The following is a 13,933-nucleotide window of genomic DNA, read 5'->3' as shown; positions in this document are numbered from 1 at the left end:
CGTAACGGCCGGTAGCCTGTCCACGTGGACCTGGACGCCTACGCCTCCGTGCATCAACCCGCCTGGAAACGGTTGGATGCTTTGGCGCGCACCCGGCGGCTCGACGCGGAGCAGGCCGATGAACTGCTGGAACTCTACGGCCGGGTCTCCACGCATCTGTCCGTGGTGCAGGCACACGACCCCGACGGTCCGCAGGCCTCCGGGCTCTCCATGATCCTCTCGCGGGCGCGCAGCCGCATCACCGGAGCGCCCTCGAACGCCTCCGCGGGATTCTCCCGGTTCTTTCTGGAACAGTTGCCGGCGGCGTTCTACCGGATCCGCTGGCTGACCCTGATCATCGGTGTGGCGTTCTGCCTGGTGGCCGTCTGGTTCGGCTGGTGGGTCGCGAACGAACCGCAGGTGCTGGCCTCGCTGGGCACCGACGAACAGAGGCGCCAATTCGTCGAGGAGCAGTTCGTCGGGTACTACTCCGAGAACCCCGCGGCCTCCTTCGCCGGGCAGGTGTGGACGAACAATGCCTGGATCGCCGCCCAAGAGGTCGCATTCGGCATCACCGGCTATTTCGTGCCGCTCATTCTGTTCAGCAACGCCCAATCAGTGGGGATCTCCGGCGGCGTCATGGCCGCCCACGGCGAGCTGGACACCTTCTTCCTGTACATCCTGCCGCACGGTCTCATGGAGCTGACGGCGATCTTCATCGCCGGAGCAGCCGGACTGCGCATCTTCTGGGCCTGGGTGGCGCCCGGCCAACAGACCCGGCTCGACTCGCTGGCCACGGAAGGTCGTGCCTTGATCACGGTGGCAGGCGGACTGGTCCTGGTGCTGGCGGTCTCCGGCGTCGTGGAGGGCTTCGTGACGCCCTCGGATCTGCCCCACTGGGCACGACTGGGCATCGGCGCCCTCGTGCTGGCCGGCTACTGGACGTACACGCTCGTCCTGGGCGGGCGGGCGGTCCGTGCGGGTGCCACTGGGGACCTGGAATCCCACGACGCCGGCGCCCGCCAGCTCACTGCGTGATCCTGGCCCATGCCGGTGGAGCCCGGTGGACCGAGTGAACCCGTTGATGAGGCGAGTCGATATGCAACGATGAAAGAAGGATGCCAGATCCTTGAACTCGTATCATGAGGGGGCGCTCCACGCTATGACGACCATCCCGAAACCCGTGGTGAAAACCACTGTGAAAGCCACCGGCCTGGTGGCCGCTCTCATGCTGGTGGCCACCGGATGTGGGCAGAACGAGTCACCGGATTCCAGCGCTAGCGGATCCGGTACATCCGCATCAGTCTCGGCCCAGCCGGAAACCACCGAGACCCCTCTGAGTCCCGGATCCGGAGAGGAGTCCACCTCGAACCCCACATCCGGTTCGGGAGAGGGGGCGACTCCTGGCGAGGAGTCCAGTACAGAGAGCACAACCGGAAGCCATAGCCCAACCGGGAGCCAGACCCGTCCTGGTTCAGCGCCGCTGCCCTCGGACGAGATCAACGCGCTCCTGCCCAGTGAGCATGACGACGCCGAACACACGTTCCCGAACACGGACGAGGTCCACGTGGTCGGCGTGCCACAGGGCAGCAGCCTGAACATTCGGCTGTCACCGGGGGTGGGCCGGGAGGGCGACATCATCGACAGTGCCAGCCCCCAGGAAACCCTCACGCTCACCGGACGAGAGGGCTACTACGTCGACGAAGGCGGCAGCTGGGCAGAGATCGTCACCGAGGCCGAGAACGGCGGAGACCTCTACGGGTGGGTGAATCTCAAGTACATCGCCACGTTCGGCCCGGTGTCCGACGTCACTGATGAGTTCTCGGACCTGGGCTCCGGATCCGACCCCGAAAAACTCGTCACGCAGTTGGCAGACGTCCGTGCTCCAGCGGATGAACCGGAGCCAGAACACCGAGCCCAGGGCACCGAACGGAGCATCGTCGCCACTCCGGATGCCGGCGTGGGCGAATGGACGGTCGACCTGATCGGTGGCTACCGGGACACCGAGGAGAACCCGGAGGACAGGACCCACGGCGAGCGCCTGGCCGTCCAGGTGGAGAAGAGTGGTGGAGAGTTCACCGTGTCGTCCGTGGAGTCGACCATGCTGTGCAGTGGAGAGGTCGATGAGGACGGGACGTGCAGCTGAGCTGATCGCCTTCAGTCCCGGCTGATCTCTCTGATCTCGTTCCTCCACTCGATGTCCCGGCGGGTTCCCAGGAATGCGGTCCAGGCCCGGTGCGCCCCCGCCGCCCGTGCGAGGTCCGGCACTAGTCTCGGAGGCAGAGATGGCGAATCCGGCACAATCAGAAAGCGGGACGATGGCTGACGACAAGTCAAGCGACGGCAACCACCAGAAGCGCGACGGCGTGCCCGGTTCTTCTTCCGAGTCGGCTGAGTTCGAAAGCGGACTGGACTACGGGGCGTTCGTCGAGGATGACGACGCCGACTACGTGGACGGCTCGGAGCGACCGGCGCCCGCGCACTCCGCAGAATCCACGCCGACTCAGTCCATCTCCTCGGACCAGACGCCGGCACACTCCGCGGCGTCCGAGCCGACGCCCACCCAATCGACGCAGTCGATCGACCGCAGCGAGCTCGACGCGCTGGCGGCCGGCGACTTCACGAGCGAGGGTGGGGCTCAGCGCTCAGTGAGGGCTGATGACGCGGAGAACTCGGATGAGTCGCCCTCGGCCGCGAAGGATCGGCCGGCTGCTCGCGCCCTTGGGGAGCGGGCCGGCGTCGTGACTGCCACGTCCACGCCGGAGCCGGAAACCACCTCGGAACCGACCACGGCGTGGACAGCCGGAACCGCCGCACCAGCAGCCGGTGCCGCCGCCGGAGCCACTGCCGGACGCCGGCGGCCGGAAGACGACTACCGGGGCTTCTCTTCCGGTGCACCCGGTGAGGACCCGGAGGACCGCCGTCGTGATCTGCGCGAGGCGGAGGCCCGTGCAGCGGCCCGGGACGAGGCGCTGGAAGGTCCCTCGACGGCGCCGAAGGTGCTCCAGGTGCTGTTGGCGATCTTCTTCCCGATCGTGGTGCTGATCGCCGCGGTCCGGTTCGTGGCCTCCCCGGTCTTCCTCTGGCTGGAGTACCACCGTCCCGGCTTCCCGGCCGATCCGAACGGCTTCACCACCGAGGACCGCCTGACCTATGGTTCCGCCGGCATGGACTACCTGTTCAATGCCGCCCCACCGCGGTACCTGGCGGAGTTGCAGCACGACGGCGGCGCGCTGTTCTCCGGCAGCGAGGTCTCCCACATGGCCGACGTCAAGCTCGTCATGCTGATCACGATGGGCGTCGGAGTGCTGCTGGGACTGCTGTGCATCGTCTTCATGGTCGCTCTCGCGCGGGCGGCCAAGGGCGGGATCCGCCGGTCGCTGTTCGCGGGATCGATCTGGATGCTCGTGGTCCTGATCGTGCTGGCCGTCCTGGCCGTGCTGGGCTGGGAGCAGTTCTTCGCCGGCTTCCACAGCCTGTTCTTCGCAGACGGCACCTGGACCTTCCAGGCCACCGATTCGCTGATCCGGCTCTACCCGGGCCAGTTCTGGATGGACGCCGGAATCGTTCTCGGGGCACTCGTGCTGCTGACCCTGCTGATCACCCTGGTGTGCACCTGGCCTACCCGGCGCCGCCGCCACGACTCCAGGACCGCCCAGGCTGACCTGATCCGTCGTCGCAACGACTGGTACGAGGCCGCCTGAGGTTCCCTGAACCCGAACCCGCCTGACCGCCCGAGTGACGATCTCGCCGGATGTGGAGACACGCCGATAGGGGCCCCGAGCAGCGTGATCGTCACTCCAGGTGGTGGTGATCAGCGGCGGTAGAGGTCCTCGATGACCGCCGCGTAGTCGGCCATCACCGTGTTGCGCTGGAGCTTCAACGAGGGTGTCAGGTGACCGGAGTCCTCCGTGAGTTCGGTGTCCAGAATGACGAACTTGCGCACGGACTCGGCCTGGGACACGAACTCGTTGGCGTGGTCCACGATCGCTTGGACCTCGGCTCGGACCTCCGGATCGTCACTCGCGTCGCTCAGGGATGGCACGGGAATGCCGCGGTCGGCGGCCCACTGGGCCAGTCCGTCGGGGTCGAGGGTGACGAGGGCGCCGACGAAGGGACGCCCGTCGCCCACCACGACCACCTGCGAGACGACGCCGGAGGACCGAATGGTCTCTTCCAAAGGAGTGGGATAGACGTTCTTGCCCCCGGCGGTGACGATGATCTCCTTCTTGCGGCCGGTGACGTAGAGGAATCCGTCCGGGTCGAGGTGGCCGATGTCCCCGGTCTTGAAGAATCCCTCGTCGTCGAAACAGTCGGCCGTGGCCTCGGGCTGGCCGTGATACCCGTCGAAGACGATGGGGCCGCGGATCAGGATCTCCTGATCGTCGGCGATGCGGACCGTATTGCCGGGAACCGGGAGGCCCACCGAGCCGATGCGGGTGTGGCCGGGGATGTTCAGGGTGGCCGGGGCGGTCGTCTCGGTCAGCCCATAGCCCTCCTGCATGCCCAGCCCCGCGCCGCGGAAGAAGTGTGCCAGCTCGGGGTTCAGGGTGCTGGCACCGGAGACCGTGTACCGGGCGGACCCACCGAGAATGGTGCGGATCTTCGGATACACGAGCCGGTCGAAGACGGCATGCCGGGCGCGCAGGACCCGTCCCGGGCCGGGGCCTTCACCACGGGCGGCGGCGTCGAGGGCCTCGGAGTAGGCGATGGCGGTGGCCCGGGCGGCGGCGAAGATCCGTGCGCTGCCGCCGTCGCGCGCGGCCGCGGCAGCACCGGCGTCGAGCTTCTCGAATACGCGGGGTACGGCCAGCAGCCAGGTGGGATGGAAGGAGGCGAGATCCGGGGTCAGCGTCTTCAGGTCGGAGGAATGGGCGATCTGGATTCCACCGACCAGGCAGATGTACTGCACGGCGTGGGCCAGCACGTGGGCCAGCGGCAGGAACATCAGCGTGCGCTGTTCTCCGCCGCCGACGATCCCTTCGGCGAACGGCAGGATATTCACCGCGCCGATGGCGAAATTGCCGTGGGTGATCCGGGCGCCCTTGGGCTTTCCAGTGGTGCCGGAGGTGTAGACCATGGAGGCGACGTCGGCCATGGTGTTCGTGGACCGGGCCGCCTCGAGCGCCTCGTCCGTCACATCCTGTCCGGCGCGGGTCAGCTCGGCCATTCCGGCGTGGTCGAGGGGCAGCAGGGAGACCTCGAAGCCGCCCCGTTCCGCGGCCTGCTGCACCACGTTCCCGTGCCGGTCGGCTGCGGTGAAGCACAGCCGGGTGCCGGAGTCAGCGAGTATGTGCTGGACCTGCAGTGGCGACGACGTCTCGTAGACGGGGACGGACACGGCCCCGGCGAACCAGATGGCCTGATCGATCACGGCCCACTCGTAGGAGGTGGGGGCCATGATGCCGACCATGGATTTCGGCTCCACGCCCAGAGCGATCAGTCCCTTGGCCGCGTCTCTTACCTGGCCCAGGAAGGACGCGTAGGAGACGTCCACCCACCCGCCGGCCCCGTTGCGCACCGCGTAGGCAGGGGCGTGCGGTTGGGCGGCGGCCACCGCCAGGAACCGGTCGGTCAGGTTGGTCTCGGCGGGGAGGTCGGCGACCTGGTCCGTGTGGGCTTCCTGCATGATTCGCCTTCCACATCGCCGGGGCGCGTGGCCGCGAGGATGCTTGCTTGGGGGCTGGCTGGGGTACTTGCTGGGCGCTGGTGGTACCGGTGTCGGTGCCTCCGATGCTAGCCGTATCAGATCCAGCTGCTCATCCACATGCGCAGCCGCCACTGGTCATACGGCACCATCTCCGCGGTCCACACGGGCATGAAGAAGGCACTGGCCAGCACGGCGAGCAGCACGAAGGCCAGCACCAGGACCGTGTTCCGTTGCCGGCGGGCCGGGCCGCCGAAGCGCATCAGCGCCCCGAGGCAGAGGACGATCGCCAGGATGAGAAAGGGCGTGTAGGCGATCGTGTAGAAGAAGAACATGGTGCGGTGCGGCCAGAGGAACCAGACGAGCTGTCCGGCGGTGTAGACGGCGAGGATCGCCCCGGCCCGCCAGTCGCGGCGGCCCAGCCAGATGAAGACGAGCGCGATGACGGCCAGCGTGCCGGCCCACCAGATGATCGGGTTGGCCAGGTCGGTGATCGCCGCGGAACAGGTGTCCACCGGGCAGCCGTTCGCGCCGTCGTCGTAGCCCTCGTAGTAGAACGACGTCGGCCGGCCCATGAACGGCCAGGTCCACGGGTTCGAGGCGTAGTCGTGCCCCGACGACAGCCCGCTGTGGAACTGCGTCGACTGGTGGTGGTAATCCGCCAGGGAGCGCAGAGGTCCGGGCACCAGGTGTTCCCACCAGGCTTGTGGGGGATGAGTGGTGTGCCACTGCCGGTTGTAGCCCCCGCTGGTGAGGAGCCAACCCGTCCAGGTGGCCAGGTACGTCACGGCCCCGACGCCGACGACGGCCACGAACGCATAGAGCCCGTCGCGGGTGATGCCGGCCCGCAGCCAGTGTCGGATGCCGGCCACACGGCGGGCGTTGACGTCCCAGAGCACCGTCATCAGCCCGAAGACCGCCACGAAGGCCAGCCCGGAGAGTTTCACGCCGCAGGCCGCGCCCAGCAGGATGCCGGCCACCAGCCGCCAGGGTCGCCATCCCAACCACGGGCCGTAGTCCAACAACGACGACGGCGGCACCCCGCCATGCTGGTGGGCGGCGGCCGAAAGCCGCGCGGCCAACCAGCGTCGTCCATCGGTGCGGTCCAGGACCAGGGCGCCGAAGGCGGCCAGCACGAAGAACGAGAGGAAGATGTCCAGCAGGCCCGTGCGAGACATGACCAGGTGGTGGCCTTCGACGGCCAGGAGCAGTCCGGCGATGCCGCCGAGGAAGACGGAGCGGAACAGCCGTTGGGCGATCAGCGCCGTCAGCAGCACCGACAGCGTGCCCGCCACTGCGGAGGAGAATCGCCAACCGGTCCCGTTGTCCGCGCCGAAGACGGCCATGCCGAGGGCGATGAGCCATTTACCCAGCGGGGGATGCACCACGTACTCGGCGGTGCCCTCGGGCTGGGGGTTGCCGGCGACGAACTCGTCGTTGTGGTCGTCCGGCCAGTTCAGCTCGAAGCCGGACTGCAGCAGGGTGAAGGCGTCCTTGACGTAGTACGTCTCGTCGAAGATTAGCTGGTGTGGCTGGTCGAGCCGGGTGAAGCGGAGGATTCCGGCCAGCACCGTGATGACCAGCGGGACGATCCATCCCCAGCGGCCCGGGTCGAAGTGCTCACCGAGCAGGCGCAGACGCAGGACGGCGTCTGTATAAAAGGTTTGCGGGGTCTCCAGCCAGCGGTGTTGCTTTGCTGCGGGCGCTGGCTGCACCGGCTGCGCCGTGGGCGGGGACTCGAGCACCCTGCCATGTTACGTGGAGAGGACCTGGAGGTCCTTGCTGGCTGCCGGACACAGCGGGCACGGCGATCTAGAGAGCCCGTCAGAGTGCGGATGGCTCTCCCGGCGGGTGGGTGGTATTCCGCGAAGAATGCCCGCGCTGTACGATGCACTCATTTCAATTTCATCGAGCCACGGAGTATGTGAATCCCCGCATGAGCCGCTCTCTGCCTAGCACCGGGTCGTCTGATGACCCGGGCGACAGTTGTTGCCACTCGTTCCTTTCTTCTCTTAGTTCTCCTCTGGCCTCGGCCAGCAAAGTGCTCGGCGTTGTCGCCGGCGGTGCTGGTGTGGTGGGGAGGAGTCGATGATCGAGGCCGTTCTGCTCTTGGTGGCCGGGATGGTGGTCGTCGGATTGATCATCGCGGCGAATGGCTACTTTGTGGCTCAGGAGTTCGCCTACATGTCCGTGGACCGATCCCGGTTGCAGGCCCTGGCCAAGGCGGGGGACTCCGCCGCCGAGCGCGCACTGGCCGTCACCCGGCGGACCTCGTTCATGCTCTCGGGCGCCCAGTTGGGCATCACGGTCACGGGTCTGCTGGTCGGCTATGTCGCCGAACCCATGATCGGCCAAGCCTTGGGAGCCCTCCTCGGGGACGTCGGGGTGCCCGCAGCGACGAGTATCACGGTGGCCACGGTGCTGGCGCTGGCGGTGGCCACGGTGGTGCAGATGGTCTTCGGCGAGTTGTACCCGAAGAACCTGGCCATCGCCAGTCCCGAACCCCTGGCGCGGGGCTTGGCCCGATCCACCCAACTGTATTTGGCCGCGTTCGGATGGCTGATCGTGGTGTTCGACAAGTCCGCCAACGGTCTGCTGCGGTTGCTACGGATCGAGCCGGTTCATGACGTGGACACCACGGCAACGGCCGAGGACCTGGACCGTATCGTGGCCGAGTCTCGCCAGAGTGGGGATCTTCCCGAAGAGCTGTCCGTCCTGATCGACCGGATCCTGGACTTTCCCGACGAGGACGTCGAGCACGCCATGATCCCGCGAACACAGGTGGACACCGTGACGGCGGACGCGACGATCGCTGAGGTCCGGGAACGGATGGCTCGGGAGCACACTCGATATCCGGTGCTCTCCGGCGAACACGAACCCATCGGTGTGGTCCACCTGACCGATGTGCTGAAGCGGCCGATCGACGACCCTGCACCGGTCAACTCGATCATGCGGCCGCCGTTGCTGATTCCCACCCTGATGCCCCTTCCGGACGCCCTGCGAGAACTCGCCCGCACGCGCAACCAGTTGGCGTGCGTGATCGACGAGTACGGCGGCTTCACGGGGGTCATCACCGTCGAGGATCTGGCCGAGGAACTGGTGGGTGAGCTGACCGACGAGCATGACGCCGATGCGGTCCAGGACATCGAGATCGAACAGGACGGTGTCTGGCGCATGGCCGGAGACGTCCACGTGGATGAGCTGGAACGAACCGTGGGCCACCACCTGCCGGACGGAGATTTCGAGACGGTCTCCGGGATGGTCATCGCCGAGCTGGGACTGTTGCCGGAAGCCGGACAGACGGTCACGATTGACCTGCCCGGCGATCCAGGGGACTTCGGCCTCGACACACCGGTGCACCGTCACTTGAGGGTCGAGATCGCCGAGGTTTCCCGGCACGTTCCCAGTCAGCTCGTGGTCCATCTCGTCGAGAGCAGTGAAGAGCCGGACGATCAGGACGCTCCTCCCGGACGTCAGGCCGAACTGAACGGTGAACCGGGGGACGACCGATGAGCAACCCACTGGTCGTCATCGCCGCGACCGTAGCCCTGATCGCGCTCAGCGCCCTGTTCGTCATCGTGGAGTTTTCCCTGCTGGGGGCACGCCGCCACCGGCTCGAGGCCGAAGCGGCGACCAGCCGCCCTGCTCGTTCCGCGCTGCGCAGCGTGAATGAGCTGACCATCATGCTCGCTGGCGCCCAATTGGGCATCACCGTCTGCACCTTCGCCCTCGGGGCCGTGACCAAACCCGCCGTCGACGCCTGGCTCGGACCGGTCTTCACCGGCTGGGGTGTTCCCGCCCCCGTGGCCGACACGGCGGCATTCGTGCTGTCCCTGTTGTTGGTCACGTTCCTCCACCTGGTCGTCGGCGAAATGGCACCGAAGTCGTGGGCGATCGCTCACCCCGAGTTCTCGGCGAAATTCACCGCGCTGCCGACCCGCGCCTACATCTGGCTGGTCCGCCCGCTGCTGGTCTGGGTCAACCACATCGCCAACCGACTCGTGTCCGCCAGCGGCATCACGCCCGTGGATCGCGCTGCGGTCGGCGGTCAGGATGTGGACACCATCCGCCAGCTCGTCGAACACTCGACGTCTGCCGGCACCTTGGACACCCGGTTCCATGACCAGCTCTCGGGGGTGTTCGACCTGCAGGAGACGACCGTGGCGGACCTGATCAAACCGGGTGCTCGTCCCACCGCCGTTCCGGCGAACGCCACCGTCAGTGACCTGCAAGCGGCGGCCATGGGATCCGGGCACCTGCGCGTCCTGGTGGAGAATCCTCAAGGTCGGGTTCCTTCGGTGGTCCATGTCCGCGACACTCTGATGGAGCCTCTGGACCGTGACGTCCAGGAATTGGCTCGGCCAGCGTTCACCCTGCCCGCGCAGACCTCGTTGGGTGAGGCCTTGGCCCACATCCGTCGTGCCGGCGAACAGCTGGTGGCGGTCATGGACCAAGACCGCTTCATTGGAGTCATCACCCTCGCGGATGTGCTGCGTAAGGTGCTGCCGGACACTGAGGCGCCTGCGCTCGGCGCCCGTGAAGCATAAGTCGGGACACTGCTGCTGTTAGTCGTCCTCTACGCCACCTCGCGGACGTTAGCGGCGCCATCCCGGCCAGAATCACCGTCCGACAAGAGACGACGGCGGCACCGCGTCATGCTGGTCAGCCGCGGCCGCGAGGCGCGGAGCTGAACAGCCGTTGGGTGATCAGTCATCCACCAGCGGGGGCGAACGATCACGTGGAGATATACGGGGGCGGCTGAGGCGGGATCACGTGCGTTTTCGATGCTCTCGCAGTCTTATCTCGACAGACGCGCGCACGGATAGTCTGCGCGCATGGAAGCTAAACAAGGTGGTGCGATCGCCGACACCAAGTACAGCGTGATGATCAGCATCGGAGTCGTTCTCACGATCGTCGGTTTCGTCTTGGGGTACATGGCCAACGGCATGGTCAACTCGATCATGGTCTTGGGCATGCTCCTCATCATCGTCGGATATCTCCGGCGCATCACACGTGCCCTCGAACGAAAGGATTAATCGGTAACGCGGCAGGCTCACAGAAACGCGACCATGCATCCCGCCTGAGCGACCGCAATAGTCAACCGCCCGTGCCCGGATCCGACTGCGCGGGTCTATCCGGCTCTGACTTTCGGTGGGCTCGTGCTCGTGCCCCTGGCCGTCATCGTGGTGATGTTGGGTCTGGCCTTCATGGGGATCCGTAGCAGCACCGGTGTGGGTCGTAGCATGTAGGCATGGCCGCCTCAGAAATCGTCGATGACCGGTCTCACGAAACAACCGGGATGGCAGGCCAGATCGTCCTGGCGGCCACGCCGATTGGCAATCTGGCCGACGCCTCCCAGCGACTCAGGGACCTATTGTCCACGGCGGACATCGTGGCAGCCGAGGACACCCGCCGAGCCCACCACTTGGCGCACGCGCTGGGCGTCAAGATCACCGGGAAGGTGGTCAGCCACCACGAGCACAACGAGCGGGAATCCACCCCGGAACTGCTGACCGCAGCACGAGACGGTGCGGTGGTGGCCGTCGTCACCGACGCCGGCATGCCACTGGTCTCGGACCCTGGCTACCGCCTGGTGTCCACCGCCGCGGCAGAGGGCGTCGCGGTGACCTGCGCTCCGGGACCGAGCGCCGTCACCACGGCACTGGCGCTGTCCGGACTGCCCACGGATCGCTTCGCGTTCGAGGGGTTCCTGCCGCGCAAGGAGGGGGAGCGGCAACGGCTGCTGACCGAACTGGCCCGGGACTCCCGCACTCTCGTGTTCTTCGAATCCCCGCACCGATTGGCGGCCTCCTTGGCCGCACTCGGTGAAGCGTTCGGGACCGACCGTCCCGCCTGCGTGGCCCGTGAACTGAGCAAGCTGCACGAAGAGGTCGTCCGGGACACCCTGGCTGGGTTGGTGGACTGGGCGCACTCCAAGGAGATCCGCGGGGAGATCGTCATCGTCACCGGCGGGATCCAGGCAGAACCGGACACGGACACGGCCGGTCAGGTCGCCGACGTCGAGGTGCTGGTGGGTTCCGGCACCCGGCTGAAGGAAGCGGTCAACACCGTGGCAGCCGCCCGCGGGGTGCCCAAGCGGGAACTCTATGAAGCGGTCTTGGCCCAGCGCGGACGATAGAGCGGACGATAGATTCGCCCGCCACCTTTCGCTCGGATACGTCAGCCGTCGGCCGACCCTCGGCAGGCGGGCGGGACCGGACTACGGTGACGATCATGGCTATCGCACGTGATCCGAGTTTCGTCATCGACTGTCCCGATCCTCAGGCCCTTGCCCGGTTCTACGGCGCCGTTCTCGACTGGAACGTCGAGGCGGCCACGGGCGAGCAGGAGCAGTGGGTCGACATCCGTCCCGCTGACGGCGGCAACTGCATCTCGTTCCAGCGAGTCGAGGAGTACCAGGCCCCGGATTGGCCTGGACAGCAGTACCCGCAACAGATGCATCTGGACGTGATGGTGGACGATCTCGATGCCGGTGAGCGGGCCGTCGTCGAGCTCGGCGCCACCAAGACCGAGACCCAACCGGGAGAGTCCTTCCGGGTCTTCCTGGACCCGGCCGGTCACCCCTTCTGCCTCTGCCAGGCCTGATTCCCACCAACGACCCGCTTTGCGGCCAGAACGAACCGGTTCGTTCTGCCCGCAAAGTGCAGTGCTCGGGGCGCGAGTGTCGCATTGCGACCTGCTGGACTCACGCCTCGCCCCGGCCAGTAGGCTGTCCCCGACGGTATCCAGCCGTGCGTATTCCACCGACGCTGGCCCGACCGAGCCGGCCGACCGGAAAGAGGTTCCCCATGACTGTCACCACTGTCACCGCTGAACGTGAGCAGGAACTGCTGCAGTCCGTGCCTACCGGCCTGTTGATCAACGGAGAGTGGCGCGATGCCAGCTCCGGCAAGACTCTGGATGTCCATGACCCGGCCACCGGCAAGGTTCTGTTGTCCATCCAGGACGGCAACTCCGACGACGCCATGGCGGCCCTGGACGCCGCCTCGGCCGCTCAGCGGGATTGGGCGCTGACGGCTCCGCGCGAGCGGGCCGAGATCCTGCGCCGGGCCTTCGACAAGGTGATCGAGCGCAGCGAGGACTTCGCCCTGCTGATGACCCTGGAGATGGGCAAGCCGCTCGCCGAGGCCCGCGGTGAGGTCACCTACGGTGCGGAGTTCCTGCGCTGGTTCTCCGAGGAGACGGTGCGCCACTACGGTCGCTACTTCACCTCTCCCGAGGGGAAGAACAAGATGATCGTCACCCACAAGCCCGTGGGCCCCTCTCTGTTGATCACCCCGTGGAACTTCCCGTTGGCGATGGCCACCCGCAAGGTCGCCCCGGCCATTGCCGCCGGCTGCACCATGGTGCTCAAGCCGGCCAAGCTGACCCCGTTGACCTCCCTGCTGTTCGCACAGGTGGTGCAGGAGGCCGGGCTGCCGGCCGGGGTGCTCAACGTGGTGGCCGGCTCCTCCGCCTCGGCCATTTCCGGACCGCTGATGAAGGACTCCCGGTTGCGCAAGATCTCCTTCACCGGGTCCACCGCGGTGGGCGTGAAGCTGATGCAGGACGCGGCCAACAACGTGTTGCGCACCTCGATGGAGCTCGGCGGCAACGCCCCGTTCCTGGTGTTTGAGGATGCTGATCTGGACGCTGCCGTTGAGGGGGCCATGGCCGCCAAGATGCGCAACATGGGTGAGGCCTGCACCGCCGCCAACCGCTTCCTGGTCCACCAGGACGTGGCCACCGAGTTCAAGGCCAAGTTCGCCGCTGCGCTGCAGAAGCTGAACCCGGCTCGCGGCACGGACCCGGACGCCACGGTCGGGCCGATCATCGACGGCGGTGCCCGCGACGACATCCACACCCTGGTGCAGGACTCCGTCTCCGCTGGCGGCACGGTCGTCACCGGTGGCAAGCCCGGAGACGGCGACGGATTCTTCTACATCCCGACGCTGTTGGAGGTCGGCAATGACAACCCGATCCTGTCGGAAGAGATCTTCGGCCCGGTGGCCCCGGTGACCACCTTCGCCACCGAGGAGGAGGCCATCGAGCTGGCCAACGCCTCGCAGTACGGGCTGGCCTCCTACCTCTACACGCGGGACGTCAACCGGATGTTCCGGGTCTCGGAGCAGATCGAGTTCGGTCTGATCGGCTTCAACGCCGGGGTGATCTCCAATGCCTCGGCCCCGTTCGGCGGCGTGAAGCAGTCCGGGATGGGCCGCGAGGGCGGTGCCGAGGGCATCGAGGAGTACACCACGGTGCAGTACATCGGCATGGCCGACCCGTACGCCGCCCAGAAGTAACCCG

11 protein-coding genes are annotated in these 13,933 nt (G+C 66.9%); 9 read left to right on the top strand and 2 right to left on the bottom strand.

All coding sequences use genetic code 11. The annotated features are described in order from the left end of the window. Nucleotides 1-24: 24 nt before the first annotated feature. From ACFQQD_RS12175 to ACFQQD_RS12165, 3 genes are all read left to right on the top strand, one after another. Nucleotides 25-1,017: a stage II sporulation protein M gene (locus ACFQQD_RS12175; RefSeq protein WP_378089687.1), complete on the top strand. Its 993-nt coding sequence runs from the start codon at nucleotides 25-27 to the stop codon at nucleotides 1,015-1,017. Between the two features lie 124 nt (nucleotides 1,018-1,141). Next, nucleotides 1,142-2,125 carry a hypothetical protein gene (locus ACFQQD_RS12170; protein ID WP_378089685.1) on the top strand — a complete coding sequence of 328 codons (984 nt, stop codon included), beginning with the start codon at nucleotides 1,142-1,144 and terminating at the stop codon, nucleotides 2,123-2,125. A 172-nt stretch (nucleotides 2,126-2,297) separates the two neighbouring features. Further along, nucleotides 2,298-3,683 carry a TIGR01906 family membrane protein gene (locus ACFQQD_RS12165; RefSeq protein ID WP_378089683.1) on the top strand — a complete coding sequence of 462 codons (1,386 nt, stop codon included), beginning with the start codon at nucleotides 2,298-2,300 and terminating at the stop codon, nucleotides 3,681-3,683. A gap of 110 nt (nucleotides 3,684-3,793) precedes the next feature. Here the strand turns inward: ACFQQD_RS12165 and ACFQQD_RS12160 are convergent, their stop codons facing one another. Together ACFQQD_RS12160 and ACFQQD_RS12155 are read right to left on the bottom strand one after the other, a co-directional pair. After that, nucleotides 3,794-5,608: an AMP-dependent synthetase/ligase gene (locus tag ACFQQD_RS12160; protein WP_378089681.1), complete on the bottom strand. Its 1,815-nt coding sequence runs from the start codon at nucleotides 5,606-5,608 to the stop codon at nucleotides 3,794-3,796. A gap of 116 nt (nucleotides 5,609-5,724) precedes the next feature. Then, nucleotides 5,725-7,371, bottom strand: a complete 1,647-nt coding sequence (locus ACFQQD_RS12155; protein WP_378089679.1) for a dolichyl-phosphate-mannose--protein mannosyltransferase — start codon at nucleotides 7,369-7,371, stop codon at nucleotides 5,725-5,727. A 343-nt stretch (nucleotides 7,372-7,714) separates the two neighbouring features. Here ACFQQD_RS12155 and ACFQQD_RS12150 point away from each other — a divergent pair, with 343 nt between their 5' ends. The 6 genes from ACFQQD_RS12150 to ACFQQD_RS12125 all read left to right on the top strand — a co-directional run bounded on the left by ACFQQD_RS12150 (nucleotide 7,715) and on the right by ACFQQD_RS12125 (nucleotide 13,929). After that, the gene (locus ACFQQD_RS12150; RefSeq protein ID WP_378089677.1) at nucleotides 7,715-9,139 is read left to right on the top strand and encodes a hemolysin family protein; all 1,425 of its coding nucleotides are present in this window, start codon (nucleotides 7,715-7,717) and stop codon (nucleotides 9,137-9,139) included. Further along, complete coding sequence (locus ACFQQD_RS12145) at nucleotides 9,136-10,173, top strand: hemolysin family protein (RefSeq protein ID WP_378089675.1); 1,038 nt, start codon at nucleotides 9,136-9,138, stop codon at nucleotides 10,171-10,173. Before ACFQQD_RS12150 ends, ACFQQD_RS12145 begins: the two co-directional genes overlap by 4 nt. Before the next feature lie 288 nt (nucleotides 10,174-10,461). Then, nucleotides 10,462-10,662, top strand: coding sequence for a hypothetical protein (locus ACFQQD_RS12140; protein ID WP_378089673.1), 201 nt, complete (start codon nucleotides 10,462-10,464; stop codon nucleotides 10,660-10,662). A gap of 215 nt (nucleotides 10,663-10,877) precedes the next feature. Beyond that, nucleotides 10,878-11,765 carry a 16S rRNA (cytidine(1402)-2'-O)-methyltransferase gene (gene rsmI / locus ACFQQD_RS12135; RefSeq protein WP_378089671.1) on the top strand — a complete coding sequence of 296 codons (888 nt, stop codon included), beginning with the start codon at nucleotides 10,878-10,880 and terminating at the stop codon, nucleotides 11,763-11,765. 95 nt (nucleotides 11,766-11,860) lie between these two features. Beyond that, entirely contained in the window at nucleotides 11,861-12,232 is a 372-nt protein-coding gene (locus ACFQQD_RS12130) for a VOC family protein (protein ID WP_378089668.1), read from the top strand. A gap of 203 nt (nucleotides 12,233-12,435) precedes the next feature. Beyond that, complete coding sequence (locus ACFQQD_RS12125) at nucleotides 12,436-13,929, top strand: NAD-dependent succinate-semialdehyde dehydrogenase (RefSeq protein WP_378089666.1); 1,494 nt, start codon at nucleotides 12,436-12,438, stop codon at nucleotides 13,927-13,929. The last annotated feature ends 4 nt before the right edge of the window (nucleotides 13,930-13,933 follow it).

It is taken from the genome of Citricoccus sp. GCM10030269 (assembly GCF_042665635.1).
Classification (GTDB): Bacteria; Actinomycetota; Actinomycetes; order Actinomycetales; family Micrococcaceae; genus Citricoccus.
Note: the sequence above shows the minus strand (reverse complement) of the source record. Positions and strands in the feature narration are given on the sequence as shown.